The 21993-nt window shown below is 71.2% G+C and carries 19 protein-coding genes and 1 pseudogene; 8 read left to right on the top strand and 12 right to left on the bottom strand.

What is annotated here, in order from left to right:
* Positions 1 to 121 precede the first annotated feature (121 nt).
* The gene (locus ACFVYA_RS34340) at positions 122 to 769 is read left to right on the top strand and encodes a YidC/Oxa1 family membrane protein insertase (RefSeq protein ID WP_387050957.1); all 648 of its coding nucleotides are present in this window, start codon (positions 122 to 124) and stop codon (positions 767 to 769) included.
* On the opposite strand, the gene ACFVYA_RS34345 is transcribed toward ACFVYA_RS34340, so the two are convergent.
* Positions 752 to 1165, bottom strand: a complete 414-nt coding sequence (locus ACFVYA_RS34345) for a DUF1992 domain-containing protein (protein ID WP_387050959.1) — start codon at positions 1163 to 1165, stop codon at positions 752 to 754. The two genes, ACFVYA_RS34340 and ACFVYA_RS34345, sit on opposite strands and share 18 nt — an antisense overlap.
* A gap of 62 nt (positions 1166 to 1227) precedes the next feature.
* Between ACFVYA_RS34345 and ACFVYA_RS34350 the strand changes: the two genes are divergently transcribed.
* Positions 1228 to 1998 carry a TetR/AcrR family transcriptional regulator gene (locus ACFVYA_RS34350; RefSeq protein WP_387050961.1) on the top strand — a complete coding sequence of 257 codons (771 nt, stop codon included), beginning with the start codon at positions 1228 to 1230 and terminating at the stop codon, positions 1996 to 1998.
* Here the strand turns inward: ACFVYA_RS34350 and ACFVYA_RS34355 are convergent.
* From ACFVYA_RS34355 to ACFVYA_RS34365, 3 genes are all read right to left on the bottom strand, one after another.
* Positions 1995 to 2264: a hypothetical protein gene (locus ACFVYA_RS34355; RefSeq protein ID WP_387050963.1), complete on the bottom strand. Its 270-nt coding sequence runs from the start codon at positions 2262 to 2264 to the stop codon at positions 1995 to 1997. The genes ACFVYA_RS34350 and ACFVYA_RS34355 overlap by 4 nt on opposite strands.
* A complete protein-coding gene (locus ACFVYA_RS34360; RefSeq protein WP_387050964.1) occupies positions 2261 to 3430 on the bottom strand; it encodes a lytic transglycosylase domain-containing protein in 1170 nt (389 codons plus the stop codon). The genes ACFVYA_RS34355 and ACFVYA_RS34360 overlap by 4 nt, the downstream gene beginning before the upstream one ends.
* 195 nt (positions 3431 to 3625) lie before the next feature.
* Positions 3626 to 4540 (bottom strand): LysR substrate-binding domain-containing protein, encoded by a 915-nt coding sequence (locus ACFVYA_RS34365; RefSeq protein ID WP_387050966.1) that lies wholly within the window; start codon positions 4538 to 4540, stop codon positions 3626 to 3628.
* 103 nt (positions 4541 to 4643) lie between these two features.
* On the opposite strand from ACFVYA_RS34365, the gene ACFVYA_RS34370 reads away from it, so the two are divergent.
* Together ACFVYA_RS34370 and ACFVYA_RS34375 are read left to right on the top strand one after the other, a co-directional pair.
* Positions 4644 to 5339: an SDR family oxidoreductase gene (locus tag ACFVYA_RS34370; RefSeq protein WP_387050967.1), complete on the top strand. Its 696-nt coding sequence runs from the start codon at positions 4644 to 4646 to the stop codon at positions 5337 to 5339.
* Between the two features lie 89 nt (positions 5340 to 5428).
* Positions 5429 to 6124 (top strand): hypothetical protein, encoded by a 696-nt coding sequence (locus tag ACFVYA_RS34375; protein WP_387050969.1) that lies wholly within the window; start codon positions 5429 to 5431, stop codon positions 6122 to 6124.
* A gap of 2 nt (positions 6125 to 6126) precedes the next feature.
* Here the strand turns inward: ACFVYA_RS34375 and ACFVYA_RS34380 are convergent, their stop codons facing one another.
* The 4 genes and pseudogenes from ACFVYA_RS34380 to ACFVYA_RS34395 form a co-directional block, all read right to left on the bottom strand.
* Positions 6127 to 6567, bottom strand: coding sequence for a GNAT family N-acetyltransferase (locus ACFVYA_RS34380; RefSeq protein ID WP_387050971.1), 441 nt, complete (start codon positions 6565 to 6567; stop codon positions 6127 to 6129).
* Between the two features lie 813 nt (positions 6568 to 7380).
* Positions 7381 to 8614, bottom strand: a pseudogene (locus tag ACFVYA_RS34385) (DUF222 domain-containing protein).
* Between the two features lie 83 nt (positions 8615 to 8697).
* The gene (locus ACFVYA_RS34390; protein ID WP_387050972.1) at positions 8698 to 10179 is read right to left on the bottom strand and encodes an alpha/beta hydrolase; all 1482 of its coding nucleotides are present in this window, start codon (positions 10177 to 10179) and stop codon (positions 8698 to 8700) included.
* A gap of 83 nt (positions 10180 to 10262) precedes the next feature.
* The gene (locus tag ACFVYA_RS34395; RefSeq protein ID WP_387050974.1) at positions 10263 to 11657 is read right to left on the bottom strand and encodes an MDR family MFS transporter; all 1395 of its coding nucleotides are present in this window, start codon (positions 11655 to 11657) and stop codon (positions 10263 to 10265) included.
* 76 nt (positions 11658 to 11733) lie between these two features.
* Here ACFVYA_RS34395 and ACFVYA_RS34400 point away from each other — a divergent pair, with 76 nt between their 5' ends.
* A complete protein-coding gene (locus tag ACFVYA_RS34400; protein ID WP_387050976.1) occupies positions 11734 to 12252 on the top strand; it encodes a MarR family winged helix-turn-helix transcriptional regulator in 519 nt (172 codons plus the stop codon).
* Complete coding sequence (locus ACFVYA_RS34405) at positions 12252 to 13088, top strand: EamA family transporter (protein WP_387050977.1); 837 nt, start codon at positions 12252 to 12254, stop codon at positions 13086 to 13088. Before ACFVYA_RS34400 ends, ACFVYA_RS34405 begins: the two co-directional genes overlap by 1 nt.
* Here ACFVYA_RS34405 and ACFVYA_RS34410 read toward each other — a convergent pair.
* The 3 genes from ACFVYA_RS34410 to ACFVYA_RS34420 all read right to left on the bottom strand — a co-directional run bounded on the left by ACFVYA_RS34410 (position 13077) and on the right by ACFVYA_RS34420 (position 15111).
* A complete protein-coding gene (locus ACFVYA_RS34410) occupies positions 13077 to 13406 on the bottom strand; it encodes a hypothetical protein (protein ID WP_387050979.1) in 330 nt (109 codons plus the stop codon). The two genes, ACFVYA_RS34405 and ACFVYA_RS34410, sit on opposite strands and share 12 nt — an antisense overlap.
* A 231-nt stretch (positions 13407 to 13637) precedes the next feature.
* Positions 13638 to 14534 (bottom strand): hypothetical protein, encoded by an 897-nt coding sequence (locus tag ACFVYA_RS34415; RefSeq protein WP_387050980.1) that lies wholly within the window; start codon positions 14532 to 14534, stop codon positions 13638 to 13640.
* A 109-nt stretch (positions 14535 to 14643) separates the two neighbouring features.
* Positions 14644 to 15111, bottom strand: a complete 468-nt coding sequence (locus ACFVYA_RS34420) for a GNAT family N-acetyltransferase (protein ID WP_387050981.1) — start codon at positions 15109 to 15111, stop codon at positions 14644 to 14646.
* A 57-nt stretch (positions 15112 to 15168) separates the two neighbouring features.
* Between ACFVYA_RS34420 and ACFVYA_RS34425 the strand changes: the two genes are divergently transcribed.
* Entirely contained in the window at positions 15169 to 15747 is a 579-nt protein-coding gene (locus ACFVYA_RS34425) for a TetR/AcrR family transcriptional regulator (RefSeq protein ID WP_387050982.1), read from the top strand.
* A 79-nt stretch (positions 15748 to 15826) separates the two neighbouring features.
* Positions 15827 to 21052 (top strand): hypothetical protein, encoded by a 5226-nt coding sequence (locus ACFVYA_RS34430; protein ID WP_387050983.1) that lies wholly within the window; start codon positions 15827 to 15829, stop codon positions 21050 to 21052.
* Here ACFVYA_RS34430 and ACFVYA_RS34435 read toward each other — a convergent pair.
* The gene (locus tag ACFVYA_RS34435; protein WP_387050984.1) at positions 21022 to 21987 is read right to left on the bottom strand and encodes a helix-turn-helix domain-containing protein; all 966 of its coding nucleotides are present in this window, start codon (positions 21985 to 21987) and stop codon (positions 21022 to 21024) included. The two genes, ACFVYA_RS34430 and ACFVYA_RS34435, sit on opposite strands and share 31 nt — an antisense overlap.
* Between the last annotated feature and the right edge of the window lie 6 nt (positions 21988 to 21993).

The following is a 21993-nucleotide window of genomic DNA, read 5'->3' on the forward strand; positions in this document are numbered from 1 at the left end:
TGACACCGGCGGGCAGCCGATTGTGGGAGCGACTCACCGAGCACCTGGACCAGAGTCTGGCCGGACCCGGTCCTGCTGCCCAGTATCAAGTAGCCCTTCTTGTTCAAGCGGAGTGCTGCCCATGTTCGGCTTTCTCGACGTGCCCGTCGAAGGCGCGTACCACCTGATCCACGTGCTCACCGGCCCCCTCTCGACGGCGCTGGCGATCGTCGTCTTCACCCTCGGCGTGCGGCTGCTGCTGCACCCGCTCGCCCGGTCGGCCGCCCGCGGCGAACGAGCGCGAACCGCGCTGCTGCCCGAGATCCGCGCCCTGCAGGAGGAGCACGGCCACGACCGGGAGCGGCTGGCCGCGGAGATGATGCAGCTGCAGCAGGAGTCCGGGACGTCCCTGTTCGTCGGCTGCCTGCCGATGCTGCTCCAGCTGCCGTTCTTCATGGTCATGTACCGGCTGTTCACCACGGCCACGATCGGCGGCGAACCCAACTCGCTGCTCGGCGCGACCCTGCTCGGGACACCGCTGGGCGCGCACGGCCTGGGCGGCAGCCCGCTCGTGTTCGTGATCGCGGCCGGGCTCGCCGTCGTCGCCTGGTTCTCGGTGCGCCGGCAGCCCGCCCCGGCTTCCGGCGTTCCGGGCGGGAAGCTGCTGCGGCTGCTGCCCTACGGCACCGTGCTCGCCACGCTCGTCGTGCCGCAGGCCGCCGGCATCTACCTGCTCACCACGACGGCGTGGAGCGCGGCGGAACGGGCGTTGCTACGACGCGGTTCGTGAGCGCCGCCAGTCCTCGACCGCCTCTTCGACGTCCACCAGCGCCACCGTGAGCGGCGGGCCGGAGAGGTGGTTGAGGTAGGCCTGCCGGATCCGCTCGTTGAGGTCCTCGATGAGTTCCCGCACCCGCCGTTCGGTGCGCTCGGCGGCGAGCTTGCCCGGCAGGTCCTGGACTTCGCGCTTGAGCGCGAGCGACGGTGGCAGCAACACCGTCGTGTCGTGCCCGCCCTTCCGGACTTCGCGGAGGACCCAGTCGGTCACGGCGTCGTTGCCGGTGGGTTTGGGCAGCGGTTTGCCGGTGCCGGGCAGGTCGTCGAACTCGCCGCGCTCGCGAGCTTCGGCGATCTGCCGGTCGACCCACCAGCGGAAGGACACCTTCGGTGGTTTGCGCCTGCTCATCTCCTCGCACCCCCTCCGTCCGCTCTCCAGGGTAATGTCCGGATGACGAGCGAGGGGACCGCATGACCGTCGAACGCAGTGGCGCCGAGGACGTCGACCGGACGCTCGCGCTGCTCTGGCGCGCCCGCGGCGGCGGCGCCGAACCGACCAGGGGCCGCCGTCCGACGCTGACGATCGAGCGGATCGTCGCCGCCGCGATCACGGTCGCGGACGCCGACGGGCTCGCCGCCGCGTCGATGCACCGGGTCGCCAAGGAGCTGGGCGCCGGCACAATGACGCTCTACACCTACGTGCCCGGCAAGGCCGAGCTGGTCGACTTGATGGTCGACGACGTGCTCGTCGGGCGGCGGCTGCCCGGGCCGGGCGAGCCGCGCCGCGGGGACTGGCGCGAGCAGGTGGCGCTCTACGCCGAGCGGACCCGGCAGGTCTACCGGGACCACCCGTGGCTGTGCGAGGTTTCGCGTGTCCGGCCGCCGCTGGGCCCCGGCCAGCTGGCGGGCCAGGAGTACCTGCTGTCGATCATGGACGCGCTCGGGCTGCCGCCGCGGCAGGCCGTCGCGGCGGCCAACGGGATCGGTACGTACGTCGACGCGAACGCCGCGCTGGGCGCGGAGAACGCCCGGCTGGAGCGCAGCACCGGCCAGTCGACCGAGGCGTGGTGGCACCAGCGGTCGTCGTTCTGGGAGAACTACTTCGTCGTCGACGCGCACCCGGCGATGAACCGCATCTGGCTCGGCGGGGGCTTCGACCAGAGCGCCAAGGCGCAGGGCGACACGGCGTACGAGTTCGGCCTGAACCGGATGCTCGACGGCATCCAGGCCCTGGTGGACTAGCGCCGGCTGCGCCACCGCAGCCGGCGTCGCTCCTGCTGGGGCACCGAAGCCGGCTGAGCCGTCGACGCCGCGCGCAGGACGTCCCGGCAGAGCGGGTCGAACCGGCCGGGTTCTTCGATCATCGGCGCCGCCAGCACGACGTGCCCGCACACCGCCCGGAACCGCCCCTCGTGCCGTCCCGCCGCGAACTCCTCCTCGGTGACGGCATGGGTGTAGCCGTCGGTGTCGCAGCGGATGTGCACCAGGAACGGCTCCACCGGGCTCATCCGGCCGAACTGGTCGAGGTGGTTTCGGTGGGGGCGTCCGTCGAGTCGGCCGGGGTGGCGGCGGCGGTCGACGACGGCGGCGGGGTGGTGCTGGTCGTCGCCGGCGGCGGCGTGGTCGGGTCCGTCGAAGGCGGCGTGACCGGGTCCGTGGACGTCGGCGGGGTCGGCGTCGTCGGGGTGGTCGGGGTGGTGGTCGGGTCCGGCGTGGTGGGCGTCGTCGGCGTGGTCGCCGGCGTGTCCGTCGGCGGGGTGTCGACCGGCGGCGCGGGCGGTGCCGGGACGCCGACCGGGGACCCGGCCGCGGCGGCGTCCGGCGCGTTCGGCACGCCGATCGGCACCTGGCTGTCGGGCAGCTGGGCCACCCCGCCGCGGTAGGCCGCGGCCCAGGCCAGCACGGTGTCCACATAGGACTGCGAGTTGTTGTAGCGGCGCACGGCGATCCGCTGGCCCGCGTCGGTGGAGAGGTCGAGGCCGCCCGAGCACAGGTAGCGCGCGGTGGCCAGCGCCTCGTCGTAGATGTTGTTCGGGTTCGACACGCCGTCGCCGTTGCCGTCGGAGGCGTAGCCGCGCCACGTCGACGGGATGAACTGCGTCGGACCGACCGCGCGGTCCCACACGGTGTCGCCGTCGTACTTGCCGCCGTCGGTGTCCGGGATCGCGGCGAACGCGCCCGCGCCGTTGAGCACCGGGCCGAGGATCGGCTCCAGCGTGTCGCCGTTGGCGTTGACGTACCCGCCGCGGGCGTGGTTGGACTCGATCCGGCCGATGCTGGCGATCAGCGCCCAGTCGAGGTGGCAGTTCGGCTGTTCCTTGGCGAGGATGTTCGCGGCGTTCTGGTACGCCTTGAGCATGCTCCCCGGGATGCCGAGTGACCCGGAGATACCGGCGGAGCCGGCCCGCCCGCCGGGCACGACCAGCGGTTCGGGCAGCGGCGGCTGGGGCAGGCTGCCGTTGACCGCGATCGGCGGCATGACGATGTTCGGCTGCTGCGGCGCCGGAGCGGCGACGGCCTGGTCGGGCGCGCTGTCCCCGGCGTTGGCCACCACGACCGGCGCGGGCAGGCCCGTGGTCAGCGTCGGCAGCACGACGAGCGCCCCACCCGCGAGCGCGGCGGCGGTCCGCCGGACCGAACGCGCGCTCGTGCGACGTGGCCGGTGCTTGGGCATGGTCGTCCCCGCTTCCCTCGATCTGTCGCTGATCGCCTCACCCGATCGGCCTCACCCACCGGTACTGACCGGTAGGAGCAAGCTATCCGATGGAACCAAACTTTGGCGAATGCCACAGCCAAATCGGCCCCGGATGGAGAAGTTCGTCTGGATGGCACAAAACCTTCGTAGGAAATCTGTCAGATTCACCAGGACTTAACGGGGCGCTGCGGACAGTTTGTCCGACAGGACACCGGGCACGGTGAGCCCCCGGTGCGTCACGTCCGAAGAAAAGCGCCGGACGAGCGGATCCGACGGTGTCGCGGTGAACGTCACGACGTCCCGGTGCAGCGGAGGCTTCAGCCGCCGCAGCGCCCCCGGGAAGGTCCGCGTCAGCGCGGTGGTCGGGACCAGTGCCACCCCGAGCCCCGCCGCGGCGAGCTGGGCCGCCGTCGCCGCCTGTTTCGTCCGCATCACCGCGTCCAGCACCGTCCCGCTCCGCGCCGCCTCCTGGTCGAGCCAGCCACCGAGCCCATTGTCCCGGTGGTAGTGCACCACCGGAATGCCCGCGAGGGCGGTCATCGGGACGGCCGCCCGGGCAGCGAGCGGGTGGTCCGCGGTCAGTGCCACGACGATCTCCTCGCGTCCCACCACCTCGGCGGACCCCGTCCAGCGGCTCGGCCGCGGCCCGACCGCGATGTCCGCTTCGCCCGTTTCCAGGGCTTCGACCAGCGCGTCCGCGCTCGTGGTCTCGGTTAGCGTGATCAGCACGTCCGGCCAGTGGCGGTGCCAGGCGCGCAGGACGGGGGCGAGCAGCCCCGCGGTCATGCTCTCCGCGCACGCGATCCGCAGGGTGCCTTCGCCACCGCCGGCCACCGCGCGGCCGGTCCGGACCACCCGCTCGGCGGCGGCCAGCGCCGCCCGCGCGTCCGCGAGCACCGCCCGCCCGGCGCCGGTGGGGCGGACCCCGCGCGGCAGCCGTTCCAGCACCGGCGTCCCCAGTTCCCGCTCGAGCGCGCCGATCTGGTGGGACAGCGCGGGCTGCGACAGGTGCAGCCGCGCGGCCGCCTCGGTGATCGAGCCCGCGTCCAGGACGGCGACCAGGCACTCGAGCGCGCGCAGCGTAGGCATTCGTAAATTCTATCGCAGCAATCGAAAACCTTCGGATCGCGATGGGATGGTTCCGGGCGCGCCCCGCGCTGAACGCCGTGTGCGAGACGAAAGGAGCACGGAAATGTCGTTCGAGGGAAAACGGCTGGTCATCGTGGGCGGCGGCTCGGGGATCGCCCGCCGGATCGCGGTGGACGCGTGCGCGGCCGGCGCGGAAGTGATCTCGGCCGGACGCCATCCGGCGGCGCTGGTGGAGCGCGGTGTCCGGGCCGCGTTCGCGGATCTCGGTGAGGAATCGTCGTTGAAAGCGCTTGCCGACGAAGTGGGCGAAGTGGACTTCGTGGTCTCGCTCGCCGCGGCGCCGGCGAACGGCCCGGTCGCGACGTTGGAGCGTGCCGCGGTCGCGCGCGCCTTCGACGCCAAAGTGGTCGGTCCCCTGATGCTCGCCAAGCACTTCGCGCCGCGATTCCGCGAAGGCGGTGCCATGGTGTTGTTCTCCGGCGTCGCCGCCTGGCGCCCGGCGCCGGAGAGGACGGTCATGGCGACCACGAACGGCGCGGTGGCGTTCCTCGCCGAAGCGCTCGCCGTGGATCTCGCGCCGGTCCGGGTCAACGCGATTTCCCCGGGCATCGTCGACTCGGGTGCGTGGGACCGGCTCGGCGAGGCGAAGGCGGAGTTCTTCCGCCGGACCGCGGAAGCGAATCCCGCCCGCCGGGTGGGGCGGCCCGAGGACGTTTCGGCGGCCACGCTCCAGTTGCTGGCCAACCCGTTCGTCACGGGTTCGGTGCTGCATGTGGACGGTGGCGGCCGGCTCGGGTGAACGAGCCTTTACACGGAGTTGAAGCCTTCCTATGATCGGCCGTCCGGACGCGTTGCCGCCCGTCCGGACGGCCCCAGGTGGAGGGTTTGATGGCACGTAGGGCTCCGCGCCGAGAGCAGGTCACCGTCGCTGAGCTGCTGGTCCGCTCCGACGCACCGTTTGATCGTTACCGTGACGAGGACACGGTCGTGTTCCCGCGGGTGGCGCGCCACCGGGAGAGGCCGCAGGTCTTGCGCTCGCTGACGCGGTTGCGGATGTTGTCCGTGGTCGCGGGGGCGCTGGCGCTGACGGGCGGAGTCAGCGCGGCGGTGTCGATGCCGTCTTCGCGCGACGTGGGTGCGGCCTGGCCACCGGCCGGCTTGGAACCCCCGGCGGTGGCGCTGGTCCCGCTGCCGGCCGACGTCGTCGTGCCGCCGGCCAAGCACGCCCCGGCGCCGCCCGTGACTCCGGAATCCGTAGCGCCTCCGGCGGAGCCGTCCGGAATTTCTCCGGCAGCTGTCGATCCGGAATCGGATTCCGTCGGCCCGGCCGTGCGCCGCGGAACCTTGGCGCGCGCGGTGAAGATCGTCGACAAGGTGAAGACGCCGGTGAAGGCAAAACCGGCGCCGCCCGCCGAGCAGGCGGCGCCGGTGCGCCACGAGATCCCGGACGTCCCGCTCTGGTCGCGCGGTCGCCCCGGAACCCCGGACTGGCCGGCGATGTGGGGCGGCCGCCGCCCGGCCGGCTTTTCCTTCGGCGAGCACCACCACGGATGCGGCGGAGGCGGCGGCCGTCACCGCCGCTGAGGTCAGGTGCCGAGCGGAAGCTGGTACTGCATGAATCCCTTGTCGACCGCGACCTGGTCATAGAGCCGCCGGGCGGTCACGTTCGACGTGTGGGTGTGCCAGTAGACCCGCACGCACCCCCGCGCCCGCGCCCAGCCGGCAACGGCTTCGATGAGGGCGCGGCCGACCCCGCGCCCGCGAGCGCCGGCATCGGTGAAGAGGTCCTGCAGGTAGCAGACGTCGGCGGAGGTGGTGCTGACGTGCGTGAGGAAGTGGACGATGCCGACGAGTTCGCTCTCGGCCCACGCGCCGAGAGCGTGCATCCGTTCCCCGCGGGCGAACTCGCGCCACGCCCGGTCCACGAGTTCCGGCGCGAGGGTCCTGCCGTAGAACGTGTTGTAGCCGGCGAACAGGTTTTCCCAGGCAGCGCGGTCTTTTTCGGTGAGGCCCCCAATGGTGATCATGGTCCGAGGCTAACGCGCAGGGGACACGCACCGGACACAACTCGCGAGTAAGGTGACGAACCCGAATCAAATTCATAGAATCGCGGAGCCCGGGTCGGCGAAAGCAGCGGAGGTTCCTGATGGCGCGCACGGCGCACCGTGCCAGCGGCAGACGCGTCTCGGTGGGGGAGCTGATGCTGCGGCCGGATGTCCGTGGCCGCCGACGCCCTGAAGATCTCGAAGTGCTGGAGCTGGCATACCGCATGCGCCGCCGAATCGGCCCCGAGGCGGCGACGCAGGTCCCGTCCCCGGGAGCCCGAGCACTGGCCGCGGTGACCGCCCTTTGGCGGCGCAAGCCGAGGTAAGCCCCGGTCAGGCCGCGGCGGGCACCGGTGTCGGCGGCGAACTTTTCCGGCCGGCCGGCCGCGCGCGTGGTTCGGCGGTGGCCGGGCCGAGGAACTCCGGTAGGTCGCTGGTGGCGCTTCTTCGCCGGGGTGGTGCAGCAGCCGGTGGTGGTGACGGTGGTCTGCCGGGTCCGAGGTGCGCACATTCAGCCGCCGGGCTGCGCGGTGGAACCGTTGGTGGAGCTTGTTGGCTGCTGGTGACGCACGGGCCAGGCGGATGCTTGGCGGTTCAGGTCCGTTGCCTGCGCGGTTGAGGGTGGCGCCGTGGGTGGTGCTCGTCGGGCGCGGGTCCTTTCGGCGGTGTGGGGCGCGCACGTTTCGTCTGTCGGGTTGGGAAGCGGGGCCGTTGGCGGATTTGTGCGGCCCGAGTCTCTTCGCGGGTCGCGTGGGTGTGGGCCCGTAGCCGTGTGGCTGCGGGTCTTTCCCGTGTTCAGGCTGCGAATGGAAGTGGTTGGTGGAGGTTGTTGCGCCTGGGTTTTCGGCGTTTGTCGATGAACCTGGGTGGGAGGAATTCCGGTAGGCCGTCGGGGGCGATGCGGACTTCCCAGCCGGAGCGGTGCAGGAGCCGGTGATGGTGGGCGCACATCAAGACCAGGTTGGCCAGATTGGTGGGACCCCCATCGGCCCAGTGACGGATGTGGTGACCCTGGCAATGCCGGGGTGGTCGGTGGCAGCCGGGGAAGGCGCAGCCACGGTCGCGTAGGTAGAGGGCGCGGCGGAGTCCGGCGGAGATGAGGCGGCGGAGGCGGCCGAGGTTGAGGGGTTCGCTTTTCTCGCCGAGGACGGCGGGGATGATCATGCTGTCGCAGGCGTGTACCCGGGCTTCGGCGGCAGACATCTCACCGGTGTCCCCGAGCGTGGCCGTCCCGACACCGGTTTTCAGGTCCTCTAGCGACACTGCGACCATCACATGGGCTCGTTCCCCCGCCTGCATCGGCAGTTCCGGGGAGTTGAGGGCGAGGTCGATTGCGTCGGAGAAGGCGTCGCCGTGGCGTTGGGGCAGTGTGCGGTGGTCGGGGCCGTCGTCGCTGGTGCGGCGTTCGGCCAGGGCGTCGAGCAGGGCGTTGGTGCGGGTGCCGGTCTCGTCGTCGAATGTGCCGTTGAGTTCCCAGATCCCGGTTCGCTTGCGGCGCAAGAATAGTTCGCGGGTGGGGGTGGCGGGTTCGGTGTCGTCAGGCTCGGTGCCGTCGGGGTTCAAGTGGGCGAGGATGCGGGCGCCGAGGGCGGCGACCTGCTTGTGCCCGGCATCGGCAGCAAACGTCAGCAAGTCAGCCTCAACGCGCGCATGATGTTCAGGCGAAACCTGGGTGAGCACACCGGTGATCACGTCGATCATCGAGTTGCTCAACCGCCCAGCCCGCGCGGCAACACCGGTCGCGGCCGCGAGAGCGGGAATCGGGCTGCCATCAAGGTTACGGCCGGGGTTGAGAGCGCGGGCGCGTCTCACCATCCGTTCGCCAGCCCTGCCTGGGAACATCGACAAGATGCTCCAACAACCGGGCCACAGAGCGGTAACCGAACAGCTCCATCACCCCGCGCTGCTCGATTTCCACCAGCAGCGCACCAAGTTCCGCCTCCGCCGACCGCATGCACGCGACCAGCTCACCGATGCGGTCGGCCAGAGCCACCGCATCGGAGGAGACAGCCACGTTGTTGTCGGACATACCCCCAGATTACCGAGATTCGAACACGGGTTCATCACACGAAAGGGCGTAAGGGGCAAGCTGCTGTCTGGGGAACCGAAGCCTCAAAAGCCGATCGTCGAAGGAGATTGGGCGGCCAAACTCGTTGCCGGTGGCTCGACCGCTGCGCAATGCGTGCCCGGCGCCGGCAGCTTTCCGGTGATCAAGTAGTCGTCGGCCGCCTTCGTCACGCAGGTGCTGTTCTTGGCGTACGCGCCGTGGCCCCAGCCGTCGTAGGTCAGCAGGGTGTTGCCGGTCTGGCGGGCCACCGCCTGCGACCACGCGTACGGGGTCGCCGGGTCGTGGCGGCTGCTCAGCAGCAGCAACGGTGGTGCGCCGTGGATCTGCGGCACGCGCTGCGGGTTGCTGGTGCGGTTCGGCCAGCCGATGCAGCTCGTGACCGTCGCCCAGCCCAGTGCGCTGATCTTGACGTCCGGGGCGAGCACCGCCGCCCCGCGGCGGTAGGTCTCGAGTTCGGCGAAGTTGTGCACGGGCAGGCGCCAGTCGTCGCAGAGCACGGCGGGGAGGACGTAGTTGACCGGGATGTCCTCGCGCAGCCGCGTCGAAGCCCCGGTGCCGTCCACGAAGGACTTCAACGCCGACGCGAGCCGATCCCAGCTCGGGCCGTAGAAGTTGCTGTGGATGATCGAGGCGAGCGTCAGCGGTGTGACCGGCTCGCCGCTTCGCGGGTCCGTGAGCTCGCCGCGCGCGGCCTTGTCCTGGAGGTCACGAGTCAGCTTCGAGACGTCCCGGCCGTGCAGCGCGCAGCTCGGCGTCCGGTCGCACCAGGCCGCGAACTCGCCGAACTCCGCCTGTGCCGACTGGGTTTCGCTCCTGATGAAATCCCACGCGGTGAACTGCGAATGGTCCATGTTGCTGTCCAGCACGAGCGCGCGGACCTTGTCCGGGAACAGTTCCGCGTACTGCTGGCCCATCAGCGTGCCGTAGGAAACGCCGTAGTAGGTCAGCTTGGCCTCGCCGAGCGCGCCGCGGATGACGTCCATGTCCCGCGCGACGCTCTTCGTGTCGCCGAACTCCGCGAGCGGCCCGGTGAGCCGGTTGCAGCTTTCGCCGAGCTTTCGGTTGTGCGCCGCGAGCTGCTCGAACTCGTCCTGGTTGCGCGGCACCTGCGGGTAGTCGGCGATCAGTTCCTCGAGCCCGCACTTGATCTGGGTGCCGGCGCCGACGCCGCGCGGGTCGAACCCCACGGTGTCGAAGCGCCGGGTGACCTCGGGTGAGAGCGACCAGCCGGTCTTGACCGCCTCGGTGCCCGATCCGCCGGGGCCGCCCGGGTCCATCAGGACCGAGCCGATCCGGGCCTGGGGATCCGTGGCTTTCCGCCGGGCGAGCGCGACGGACGTGGTGCCGCGGTCCGGATGTGCCCAGTCCACCGGCACGGTCACCGTGCCGCAGTCGACGCCGGGCGCGTCGGCGCACGGCTGCCAGTCGACGGATTCCGCGGCCGAAGCGGGCGTTGCCGCCAGAAGGCTCCCCAAAACCGCCGTCACCGCCGCGGCCGTCACCAGCCGCTTGCGCACCCCCGCCATCGCCCGGCCTCCCCCTCACCGACAGTACCCGACCCACTCCAGCAAATCACCGATCCGGTGATCCCGCCAGCTTCCCAGGTGCGTCACGCCTTCGCGTCCACTGTGGACGATCGTTCGGCCCGCCGGAGCCAGGCGGTGGCCAGCGCGCCGAGCACGCACAGCACCGCCAATACGCCGAAGGCCCAGCCGAACCCGGTCGCCGGGCCGGCGCCCAGGCCCTGGGCCAGCACGAGCACGCACAGGGCGCCGCCGAGCGCGCCACCCACGCGCAGCACGATGTTGACCAGCGCGGTGGCGTGGCCGAGCTCGACGGCGTCGACCGACGCGTACGCCGCCGTCGACGCGGGGATGATCGAAAGCCCGAGCCCGGCGCCGCGGACCATGAGCACGGCCTGGACGAGCCACATCGGCGTCTCCGGGCCGAGCCAGGGCATCGGCACCGTGCTCGCCAGCACCACCAATGACCCGGTGAGCGCGACGGTCCCGCCGCCGTAGCGGTCGGTCAGCCGCCCGGCCACGAACACGAACACCGTCGTGGCCAGTCCCATCGGCGCGAGCAGGACGCCGGACTCGGCGGTCCCGGCGCCGAGCCGGAGCTGGAACCACAGCGGCAGCAGCAGGACGGCGCTGAACATCCCGGCGCCGCCGAGCAGCACGGACGCGAGCGCGGAGCCCAGCACCGGCCGCGCGGCGAGCCGCAGCTGCAGCACCGGGTGGGTGGTGCGCAGCGACCACCAGGTGAACAGGCCCATGGCGGCGGCGCCGATGGCCGCGAGAACGATGTCAAGCGCGCCCGGGGTGGCCAGTTCGGTGAGCCCGTACACGAGCAGCGGCAGGCCGAGCGACACCATGGCCAGGCCGCGCCAGTCCATCGGCGGCGGCTGCTGCCGGTCGCCGCGCGGCACGTACCGCAGCGCCAGGCCGAACGCGAGCAGCCCGATCGGGAGGTTCAGCCAGAACAGCACCGGCCACGAGAAGTGCGCGAGCAGGAAACCGCCGACGCTCGGCCCGACGACCGGTGCGAGCCCGACCACGAGCGCCAGCGTGCCCATCGTGCGGCCCAGCCGTTCCGGGCCGACGGCCAGCCCGATCACGGTCTGCCCGGCGGTGACCATGACGCCGGCGGCCATGCCCTGCACGGCCCGGACGGCGATCAGCGTGCCCGCGTCCGGGGCGAGGGCGCACGCCACCGACGTGAGCAGGAACGCGGCCAGCGCGCCGAGCCACAGCCGTCCGGCGCCGAACTTCCGCCCGAGCCACGGCGTGAGCGGGAGCGCGGCCGAGAGACCCAGCAGGTACGCCGTCGCGACCCACTGGATCTCGACGAGTGCGACGCCGAGGCTGTCCCGCATCGATTCGAGCCCGACGGCGACGATCGAAGCGTCCATGTTGCCCAGGAAGCCGCCGAGCGCCATCACCCCGGACGCGATCCAGACGGTGCGCGGGATCGGCGGCGGCGCGGTGCGGAGATCGGTCATGGTGCCGACGGTAAAAGCTCCAGAAAGGTTGAAGTCAACCTTGCCAGGGCCCGGGGGCCTGTGTTATGCATGAGTAATGCATGAGACGCGGCTCGCGAACCTGCTTGGCGCGGCGGTGCTGAACCTGTCCGACCGGATGACGGGCGCCGCGGCGGCGGCCGCCGGGGTCAGCTTGAGCGGAACGGCCGCGCTGGTGGTGCTCGCGGAGTTCCCCGGCCTGGGCGGCACCGAGCTGGGGCAGCGGATCGGGCTCAGCCAGCCGGCCTGTGCCCGGATGCTCGACCAGCTGGAAGCCCGCGGGCTCGTGCGACGGCAGGCGAAGAGCGGTCGCGCGGTCGGTGTCGGGCTCACCCGCGCCGGGCGGTCCGCGGCGAACCGCGCGCTCGAGGCACGGCAGGAAGTGCTGGCCGGCGCGCTGGGTGCGGTGTCCGATCCGGACGCGCTCGAACCCGCGCTGGAACAGCTGTTGCGCGGGCTGCATGCCGAAGTCCGCTCGGGCGACCTGATGTGCCGGCTCTGCGATCGTCCCGGCTGCGTCGCGCAGGACCGGATCTGCCCGGTCGGGCAGGCGCAGCGTGAACTCGGGACGCCGTGATGGGCAACGTTCTCGCGCTCGTCTCGGCGCTGTGCTTCGGAGTCACGCACTTCGTCAGCGGGCTGGTGTCCCGCCGGGCACCGGGAATGACCGTGTCGCTGTACGCCCAGGTCGCGGGCACAGTGGTGACTGTCCCGTTCGCGGCGTTCGCCGGCTCCGGCCCGCCCACCGCGGCGGCGCTCGGCTGGGGCGCGTTGTCCGGGGTGGGCACCGGGGTGGGCGTCGCCTTCCTCTACCGCGCGATGGGCAAGGGGGCGATGAGCCTGGTCGTGCCCGCGAGCGACGTCGCCGCGGTGGTCCTGCCGGTCCTCTTCGGACTGGTTCTGCTCGGGCAGCGGCTTTCGGGACCCGCGCTCGCCGGGATCTGTTGCGCGGTACCGGCGTTGTGGCTGGTCTCGCGGTCGCGCGGGGAGCGTGCCGGCCGGACGGCGGCGGGGATCCCGGACGCCTTCGTCGCCGGGCTCGGCTTCGCCGTCCAGTTCGTCGCGCTCTCGCGGATCCCGGCCGAAGCGGGGTTCTGGCCGGTGGTGTTCAGCCGCGCGGTGTCGGTGGTGGCCATCGCCGGCCTGGTCGCGTCGACGCGGGCGCCGTGGCGGCTGCCGTTGCGCTTGCTGGGGCCGGCCGCGTTCGCCGGGGTGTGCGGCAGCGCGGCGATCGTGCTCTACCTGCTCGCGGCCCAGCGGCAGCTGCTGGCCGTCGCGACCGTGCTCGCGGCCCTCTACCCCGCGGTGCCGGTGGTGCTGGCGCTGGTCTTCCTGCGCGAACGGCTGAGCCGGGCCCAGCTCGCCGGACTGCTCGGCGCGGGCGCGGCGATCGTGCTCGTGTCACTGGGCTGAACGGCGGAAAACGACGGTCCGGCTGTCCGCGTCGAGACCCCGGTAGTGCTCGAGGGCCGCCACGGACTCGGTCACCTGCTCGAAGCTGGGCAAGGCGCGCACGTTCGCCACCAGCGTCATGTCCTTGCGCGGGATCTCGACGAAGCACACCTCGACGCCGGCGTGCTCGGCGTGGGCGGCCACCTCGGCCTGCCAGCTCGGCAGATCGAGCTCGTCCCCGAGCCATTCGTGCAGGTAGACACACCACTTGCCGCGCAGCAGCTCACCCGCGATGGCTTCCAGGCCGACCACGTACGGCTCGGTCACGCGCTCGGCCATGACCGTTCCCCGCAACACCAAGGCACCGTTTCCCTCCTGCACCCGGCGGCGACCCCTACCGCCGGAAAGCGCTCTCTCGGCGGTGGCCTCCCCGCTCCGCCGAGCAGCGCGAACCCCGGTGACCGATGATCGAACACCGGGGTCCGCCAATTTACCGGTGGATTTGTTTCCCAGCAACCGTTTCCCGGAGATCACGGAAAGCGCGTGCACAAGCGGCGTGCGGATGCACGGTCATTTCAGCCGGGTGCGCAGCAGGTTGGGTGATCCGCCGAAGTACGCGCTGTCGGCCACATACAGCGTGTCACCGCGGACGGCCACCGACGTCGGGTTGGCCAAGCCGTCTGAAATGGACAAAATGGTTCGGACCCCGTTGTGGCCGGCGATGACGACCCGGTTCTCCTGGTTGACGGCCGCGACGACGTCCTCGCCGTGGAAGGCGAAGTCGTCGACCGGCCCGAGACCCGAGGCCACGACCCGGCCGGGCGCTCCGCTGAGCGGGAACCGGACCAGTGTGCCGCGATCCAGGTTGGACACCCAGAGCGCACCGTCGTGGACCTTCACGCCGTTCGCTCCGAAGCCGCCGGCCGGGGCGAGCAGCTCGCCGGTGGCCCAGTCGGTGACCCGTCCGGTGCGCGGGGAGACGCGCCGGACGACCGAACCGAACGAATCGGCGACGAAGATGTCACCGCTGGCGGGGTCGCGCGCGACCCCGTTCTGGAAACCGGCCGGCGGCAGGGCGGCCACCTGCACCGGCGCGGCGCCGGGGCGCACGCGGTAGAGGCCGGTTGCCGCCGTGCCGGTCGAAACGGCCACGTACAGGTCGCCGCCGGGGACGCGGACGATGCCGCCGAGGAACAGTTTCCGGTGCACCACCGGGACGTCACCGTCGGCGGGGACCGGGATGCGGGCGATGACGCCGATCCGCCCGCTGGGTGTGACCCGGCCGATTTCGCCGGTGTAGGCGAAAGTGAGGTCGGCGGAGCCGTCGGGCTCCAGGGCGATGTTCTCGGGTTGCTGTCCGGCGGAGAGGTCGAGCGGGATGATCCTGGACGCCGCTCGGGCGGGTGCGGCCGGAACGGCCAGGACGGCGGCCGCGGTCAGCGCGACGCCGATCTGCTTGATGCGCAAGGGAAACTCCGGTTCGTGAAGGAACGGCAGAGCGCCGTGCCTTCGACCGTAGGCCCGGAGTGCACCCGGCCGCCAATAGCTCGGCTTGGACCGGCCATCGGAAAACCGATCACAGGTCGCGGGCGAAGCAGCGGGAGAGCGGTTCGCCGCGGTAAGGCCCGTACGCCTCGATCGGTTCATAGCCTTCGCGCCGGTAGAAGCGGATCGCGTCCGGCTGCCCGGTGCCGGTCTCCAGCAGCAGCCGGGTGATGCCGAGCTGCCGCGCGTGGTCTTCGAGGGCGCGCAGCAGGGCGGCCGCGACGCCGGTGCCGCGGACCGCCGGCTCGACGTACATGCGCTTGACCTCGCCCGACCCCGGGCCGAGCAGTCGCAGTCCGCCGCAGCCCACGGCGGTGCCGGCGGCGTCCCGCGCGAGCAGGAACACGGCGACGGTTTCGGCGGTGGGGACCGCGCCGGGTTCGTGGTCGTCGGTGCCGTAGCGGGCGTCGAGCTCGGTCCGCTGGGCTTCGCGCAGGCGGACCGCGTCGGGATCGTCCCAGGTCACCGGGGTGATCGTCAGCGTGCGGTGATGCGTCAAGGCACACTCCCCTTTCCGTAACAGGTGTTACCGTAGCACCTGTTACGATTCCAAGCCATGCCGAAGCAGCGTGACGTCCAGGCGCAGCGAGATCTGCTGTCGAACGCGACCTGGCAGGTGCTCGCCGACAACGGCCTGCCGGGGCTGACCCTGCGCGCGGTCGCCGAGCGCGCCGGCTGCACCACCGGCCTGGTGATGCACGCGTTCCCGACGAAGAAGGCGTTGCTGCTGCACGCACGTGACCTGCTGTACGCGCGCACGGCGGTCCGCGCCGACGCGGCCGAAGCGGCGTGCGCGGACGCGCCGGGCGCGCTCGCGGCGGTGCTGGGCCAGGCGGTGGACCTCCCGCACGGCCACCACGAGGAATCCCGGGTCTGGGTGGGCTTCCTGGCGGCGGCCCTGGCCGACGACGACCTGGCCGAACGCCACCGCGCGGCGAACCGTTCGTTCCTGGCCCGCATCCACCGCCTGGTGGCGGCCTGCCGTCCGGAGTGGACGGACGAGCGGCTCGAGCTGACGACGAAGAGCCTGGTGGCGCTGGTGGAGGGGATGAACGTCCTGGCCGCGGCCGACCCGAAGACCTACCCGGCCCGGCTGCAGCAGGACGCGCTCGCCGAAGCGCTCGCCGGTCTGTGAGCGGCCTGTCCGTCACAGTCGAATGTGGTTCGGCCGCGATGTGAACCGCTAGGATGCCGGTCCGGCGGGAGGAGCGTTCGTGACGGAGGAACCACCGCCGGAGCCGGTCAACCACATCGCCGGGGACGTGGTCGGATCGGCGCTGCAGGTCGGCGCGGTCCACGGCGACATGTACGTCGGCTTCGCGCAGGCGGCCGCACCGGTTCCCATCGATCCGCCCACGAACTGGTCGGACCTCCCCGAGCTGCCGCCGAAGATCGTTTCCCTGCTGCGGGCGCAGCTCCAGAACGCGGAGAAGATGCCCTACCGGCTGCCGGGGGCGCGTCGGCCATCGCTGGCGACCGTCTACGTCCGCCAAGACGTGACGACCGGGACCGAGCTCCCGCCGTCCGACCAGGCACGGCCGCTCCCGGTGCTCGACGGCAAGGGCAGGCTCATCGACGTCCCGGGGCCGCCACCGGCTCGGCTCACGGTGCGGCCGCCCTCGCGGAGCATGCGCGAAGCGCTCGACGGCGGCGAGCACCTGCTGGTGACCGGTGGGCCGGGGCAGGGCAAATCGACCCTGTCGCTGCGGCTGGCCGCCGAGGTCGCTCGCTGCTGGCAGGGAGCCGCCGATTCGCCGCCGTTGCGCGAGCCGGTCCTCCCGCTGCGGCTGACCGCGCGCGTGCTCGCCACCCGGCTCGAACTGCCGTTTTACGAGGCGCTGGCCGAATCCGTCCGCGGTGAGTACGGCGCGATGCTCGCCCAGCCGTTGCGGCCGGAAGACCTGACCGGCCGGGTCGCCGGCTGCCGGTGGTTGCTGCTCGTGGACGGGCTCGACGAAGTCGCCGACGCCGCTCTCCGGGACCAGCTGGTCACGGTGCTCGCTGCATGGGCGTCGGATGCGGTCTACCGCGTCGTCCTCACCACCCGGCCGATCGAAGGGGCGACGCTCGCGCCGTTTCAGCGCATCGGCGCGGCGCGCTACGAACTGCTGCCGTTCGACGAGGGGGCGTTTCGCCTGTTCGCCGGCCACTGGTTCGCGGAAAGCGCCGGTGCCGCCGAGAGGTTCGTCCGCCAGATCCGGGACGCCCACCTGGACGAGCTGGTCCGGGTCCCGTTGCTGGCCACGATCGCGGCGATCATCTTCGAGAAGTACGCCGACCGGCCGCTGCCGGACAACCAGTACGAGCTGTACGAGACGTACCTGGAGTACCTGCGGTCGGCGCATTCCGTGCCGCCGGGGCCGTTCGACTCGTGTTGCGGACAGCTTCTGGAGTACCTCGGCCGCGTCCGGCTCGAAGAGGACACGTCCCTGAGCACGGCGGCGTGTCGCTGGGTCGGCGAGAAACTGCCGGAGCTGGGCGCCGAGACCGGCTGGCGGGAACGGCTCATCGATCACCTGGCCTCGGTGGGGCCGTTCCTGTTCCGCGCCGACGATCTCGGCTTCCTGCACCACAGCTTCGCCGAGCACCTCGCGGCCACCGCGAAGGCGCGGTTGCTTCCCGAGACGTTCGATCCGGCGCACCAGGACTTCGCCGAGTTGCTGCACGCGGCCGAGCCCGAAGAACGTGGCCGATACGCCCGGCGCGTCCTGCTGCACTACACACGGTTGCGTCCGGCGGAGGCGGACCGTCTGATCCGGCACCTGCACGGCAATGGACCGCAGCAGCACCTGCTTGCGGCCCGCCTGCTCGCCTGGCACGTGCCGGCGGGCGCGGACGTCATGAACGCGTTCCTGGGGACGGCTCGCGCCTGGGCCGCCACCACGCAGTACCCGGGCGGGAAGATCCTCGCCGAGGTCAGCCGGGCTGCCCACCACCCTGATCTGGTGGGCTGGCTCCAAGGCCTGATGCGTGACGACGGTCTGCCGTGGCCTTCACGCGTCGAGGCCGCTGTGGCGCTGGGGACGCGGCTCGACAACGATGCCCGCGCGGAGGCGGTGGAGACGCTTCGGACGGTCGTGAAGAGCGTGGGCATCGACGTGCAGGCTCGTCTCGACGGGGCCGACGCGCTCTCACAGTGCGGTGACGACGAGCGCGAGGCGGCGGTGCTCGGCTTGGAATCGGTGCTGGAAAGCCCGGCCGTCGCGGCGACGCAGCACGGTGACGCCGCGGTAGTCCTCGCGGGATTGGGGCCCGAGCCGCGGGCCCGGGCGATCGCGGCACTGACTGCGGTGCTGGACAGTTCCAGTGCGACGGACCAGGACCTCGTGGCCGCGGCGGTGAGTTTGCTGGAAATCGACATCGAGTTCCACGAACGCTGTGCGACGGTGCTCCTGGCTGTGCTGAACCACCGCTGTCGGTCGACTAACGGCATCGAGGACGCAGCGATCGGCCTCGCGTCGCTGGGGCTGGGCTACCTGGCGGAGGCGGCCGGCGCGCTCGAGCGCCGTGTCACGGACCTCCGGCTGCACTACATCGATCGGGTTTACGGTGCTCGTGTTCTGTCGCGGCTGGGCCCTCAGTACCGCGTCAGGGCGGGAGAGCTGATGTTGGCGCTGGCCACCGGCCCGGCCTCGGGAACATTCGACCGGGCCTACATCGCGTCCGTGCTCGCCAACTGCGGGCCCGAGTTCCGCGAGGCGACGGTCGCCCTCCTGCATTCGGTGGTGGACGATCCCGCCGCGGGCGCGGGGTATCTGCTCTCGGCCGGGACCAGACTGGCCGACCTGGGGCCTGATCACTGGCCGGATGCCGCCGGGGCGCTGGTACGTGCCGCCTACCATCCGCTGGGATTCGACCAGCTCGCCATGGACGCCCTTGCGGCCCTCGCGGGACTGGGGGAACCGCACCGAGCGCAGGTACTGGCCGGGATGCGCTCTGCGATGAACAAGCCGGAATCGACCCTGGAAACGCGGTACCGGGCGGCATCCGAGCTGTCCTGCCTCGGTCCGGAGTTTTATCCCGAAGCGCTCGACGAGTTGGTTCGTCTCACGGCTGCATCACTTCCGCTGAAGCTCCGGCTGGATGTCTGGCGCCAGCTCGAGCGGCTCGCCCCCGAGCTGGCTCCGCGGGCTTCGGCCGGAATGATCGGGCTGCAGCTCGTGCAGGAAGGCGATGAGACGTGGGGTGAGGGCCTCCCGCACGACCGTTGGGACGTGCCCGATCCGGACGAACTGGGCCGGATCCTGGAACGGGTGCTCGACGACCGGGAACGCAGTGGTCGTCAGCGATATGACGCTGCGATCATCCTGACGTGGATGCACCACCGATTCCACGCCGCGGCTGCGCGAGGAATTGTGAAGCTGCTCCAGGACGACATCGTCGATGACCGAGAAATCATTGTCATGGGTAGTCAAGTCAGTCATGCCGGTCCAGCGACGCGAAGTCCCGTAGCCGACGTGTTGCTGGACAAGGTACTTGCGCCGGCCACCCGCCCCGGCAGGATGTGTCGCGCTGCGGCCGCGATGGATGCGCTTGCTTCGTTGGACAGCGATAGGGTGCTTTCTGCGCTCGCCAGAGTTGCTGCCGACTTTTCGGCCGAAGCCGAAGCGCGGTGCCATGCCGCGATCCTCCTGGCGAGGAACAATTTCCTGCGACCTGGTGCTGCTTTCGAAGTCATCTTCAGGCTTTGCTCGAAAATAACGGACTATTCCTGGATTCGTTTCGTTCGCGACGCCGTCGAGCTCGGTGCCGACGTGGTGGAAGACATGCGCGGGGAGGTGCTTGATCGCGATGTGGACCGCTATCGGCGGCAGGAAGCAGCCGTTCTCCTCGCGGAGCTGGTGCCGGGCCCGGCGTCGGAGGGGGCTGCCGAGCTGACGTCGGAAGCCGAGGACCCGTTCATCGATGCCGGCTGCCGAAGCGGTGCGATGGTGAGGCTGGTCAGCCTGAACCCCGGCACGGCATCCGTGACCGCCGCCGCGCTCCGAACGACGATGGAGGACGAGCGAAGGTCGATCGACCACCGCTGCGACGCCGCTTACGAACTTGCGCGCATCGACCAGCCGACGGGGGAGTATGCCCGCCGGACCTTGCTGCGGTTCGCCGGGGATTCGGAACTGACTCAGGAAGAACGTGGTGAGGCGTTGAGGATGCTCAGCTACTTCCTGACTGATGCCCCGATGATCCGGTGCCGCCTGGCCCTGGCCCAAGATCCGGCGGTTACTTCCGGCAAGATTCGCGCGGCCGTACTGCGCGACCTCACGGGCAGAGAACGCCGGTCCGTCGGGCGCGCGTTGGTGTCGGACCGGCTCGTCTCGCCCGAGACCTGGGCGGGTTGCGTAACCCGATGGAACGACGGCCCTTTCGCGCGGGAAGCCGAGCGGGAGCTTCTCGACCGGTTGGCCGGCCCCGAATCAGCGCCGGCCGACCGGACCAACGCAGCCGTGGCGCTGAGCAAGATCGCCCCTGCGCTCGAACCGAGAGCCGTCGAGGAACTCGAGAAACTGAGTCATGGCAACACCGGCGTCCGTCGCGCGCGGCGGGAACTGGCGTTGCTGGACAACCGCTGGCGTGAACGTGTCATCGCCGACGCACAAGCTGGGTTGGCGGACGCTGAGCGGCCCGGGCGTGAGCGGGCCGAAGCCGGGCTCGTCCTGATCGATCTCACCTCCGAACTTCCCGGGGCATGCCAGAAGCACCTGGAAGAGCTATCGGTCGACGGACGCATCGCCGATCGTCTGCGGCTTCGCGTTCTGTTCGGCTTGAGGCGCTTGGACGACGTCCGGGCGATCCGCGACGACCAGCATCGACCGCTCTCGCTGCGATGGGACGCAGCAAGGAAGTTGACCGACTACTGCCGCGAAGATCGCGTTGCGGCCGCGGAGCTTTTCCAGGCGATCGCCGCTGACCAAGACTGTCATCCGAGATCGCGCTGGTGGGCGGCCGACGACCTCGCCGAGCTGGGAGCTCGAGGACACGAACTCGGGACCGCGGCGTTGGAGTCGCTGATGAAGGACGAAACGCTCCCCATGGCCGCCCGCACGGGTGCCGCCGGCCGGCTGGGGGCGCACCGGCCCGACCTGCGTGGCGAGGTGCTCCGCGTGTTGCGCGGCTTTCGAGGCGAACGGAACGTCCAGGTCTGGACGACGATCGGCGAGTTCGAGCCGGAGGAGGGGGCGATGGGCCTGCTCGACCTGGCCCGGGACCGCACCCTGGGCCGGGTCGTCCGGTGCCGCAGTGCCTGGGCCGCCGCGCGGCTGCACCGAAGCCACCGGGAAGCAGCCGCGGTGGTCGCCCGCGAGATCGCCCACGATGACGAAGCTCCGCTCCACATCCGCGTCTCCGCCGCCAGGTTGCTGGCGGCCGTCAGCGATCTGTGCCGCGCCGAAGCGCGTGAGCTGCTGGAAGGTCACGCCGCCGGGCCGAAGCGGCGGCGATAAGCACTCGGGCTGAGGCCCGTGTGACGCCGTAACTGCGCCCGCAGGTTCGCCGCCGTTCCGAAGCCGCTCAATGCCGCCACTCGGTCCAAGCGCAGCTCGCCCCGCTCGATCAGGCGGCAGGCCAACGTCACGCGTTCCGTTGTCAGCCACGCCAGTGGTGTCGTGCCCAGCTCCGCGCGGAACTTGCGGTGCAGCGTCGCCGGGCTGGTCGCCGCGCGCGTGGCCAGGTCCGTGATCGTCAACGGCTTGTCCAGCCGCTCCAGGGCCCACGCCAGGACCGGGGCCAGCGATGTGTCCGGCACCGCGGGCACCGGGCGCGCGATGAACTGGCGCTGACCGCCGTCGCGGTGGCCGGTGAACACCAGGCGGCGGCTCACCGCGTTGACGACTTCGGCGCCGTGGTCGCGGTGGATGATGTGCAGGCCCAGGTCGAGCGAGGCCGCGCTGCCCGCCGCCGTCAGGACGGTTCCCTCGTCGATGAACAGCACGTCCGGTTCCCAGCGCACCCGCGGGAACTTCGCGGCCAGCGAAGCCGCCCACTGCCAGTGCGTGGTCGCCCGCTTGCCGTCCAGCACGCCCGCCTCGGCGAGGGCGAACGCTCCCGTGCAGAAGCTCACCAGCCGGGCGCCGCGGGCCGCCGCCCGGCGGATCGCGGCGATGATCGCCGGGGTCGTCGGGACGTCGGTGTTCGGGCGGGCCGGGACGATCAGGGTGTCCGCCGTGTCGGCCGCCTCGAGACCGGCGACGCCGGACAGCGTGAACATCCCGAGGTTCATCCCGACCGAGGGCGTCGCCGCGCAGAGCGTGAAGTCGTACCAGGGCCGGTCGAGTTCGGGACGGCGGAGGCCGAACAGCTCGGTCGCCACGCCCATCTCGAACGGGTTCGACTCCTCGGTGACGATCGCGACGACCCGGTGCGAGAATTCTTGCGGCATGTGCGA

This window comes from Amycolatopsis sp. NPDC058278, from assembly GCF_042881395.1.
Lineage (GTDB): Bacteria > Actinomycetota > Actinomycetes > Mycobacteriales > Pseudonocardiaceae > Amycolatopsis.

Bases quoted from the DNA above. Each gene is read 5' to 3' on its own strand.
- ACFVYA_RS34435 (WP_387050984.1), bottom strand. From the start codon at position 21,987: ATGCCGCAAGAATTCTCGCACCGGGTCGTCGCGATCGTCACCGAGGAG.
- ACFVYA_RS34425 (WP_387050982.1), top strand. From the start codon at position 15,169: ATGCCGAAGCAGCGTGACGTCCAGGCGCAGCGAGATCTGCTGTCGAAC.
- ACFVYA_RS34360 (WP_387050964.1), bottom strand. From the start codon at position 3,430: ATGCCCAAGCACCGGCCACGTCGCACGAGCGCGCGTTCGGTCCGGCGG.
- ACFVYA_RS34365 (WP_387050966.1), bottom strand. From the start codon at position 4,540: ATGCCTACGCTGCGCGCGCTCGAGTGCCTGGTCGCCGTCCTGGACGCG.
- ACFVYA_RS34345 (WP_387050959.1), bottom strand. From the start codon at position 1,165: ATGAGCAGGCGCAAACCACCGAAGGTGTCCTTCCGCTGGTGGGTCGAC.
- ACFVYA_RS34375 (WP_387050969.1), top strand. From the start codon at position 5,429: ATGGCACGTAGGGCTCCGCGCCGAGAGCAGGTCACCGTCGCTGAGCTG.
- ACFVYA_RS34400 (WP_387050976.1), top strand. From the start codon at position 11,734: ATGCATGAGACGCGGCTCGCGAACCTGCTTGGCGCGGCGGTGCTGAAC.
- ACFVYA_RS34350 (WP_387050961.1), top strand. From the start codon at position 1,228: ATGACCGTCGAACGCAGTGGCGCCGAGGACGTCGACCGGACGCTCGCG.
- ACFVYA_RS34340 (WP_387050957.1), top strand. From the start codon at position 122: ATGTTCGGCTTTCTCGACGTGCCCGTCGAAGGCGCGTACCACCTGATC.
- ACFVYA_RS34370 (WP_387050967.1), top strand. From the start codon at position 4,644: ATGTCGTTCGAGGGAAAACGGCTGGTCATCGTGGGCGGCGGCTCGGGG.
- ACFVYA_RS34390 (WP_387050972.1), bottom strand. From the start codon at position 10,179: ATGGCGGGGGTGCGCAAGCGGCTGGTGACGGCCGCGGCGGTGACGGCG.
- ACFVYA_RS34355 (WP_387050963.1), bottom strand. From the start codon at position 2,264: ATGAGCCCGGTGGAGCCGTTCCTGGTGCACATCCGCTGCGACACCGAC.
- ACFVYA_RS34410 (WP_387050979.1), bottom strand. From the start codon at position 13,406: ATGGCCGAGCGCGTGACCGAGCCGTACGTGGTCGGCCTGGAAGCCATC.
- ACFVYA_RS34405 (WP_387050977.1), top strand. From the start codon at position 12,252: ATGGGCAACGTTCTCGCGCTCGTCTCGGCGCTGTGCTTCGGAGTCACG.
- ACFVYA_RS34395 (WP_387050974.1), bottom strand. From the start codon at position 11,657: ATGACCGATCTCCGCACCGCGCCGCCGCCGATCCCGCGCACCGTCTGG.
- ACFVYA_RS34380 (WP_387050971.1), bottom strand. From the start codon at position 6,567: ATGATCACCATTGGGGGCCTCACCGAAAAAGACCGCGCTGCCTGGGAA.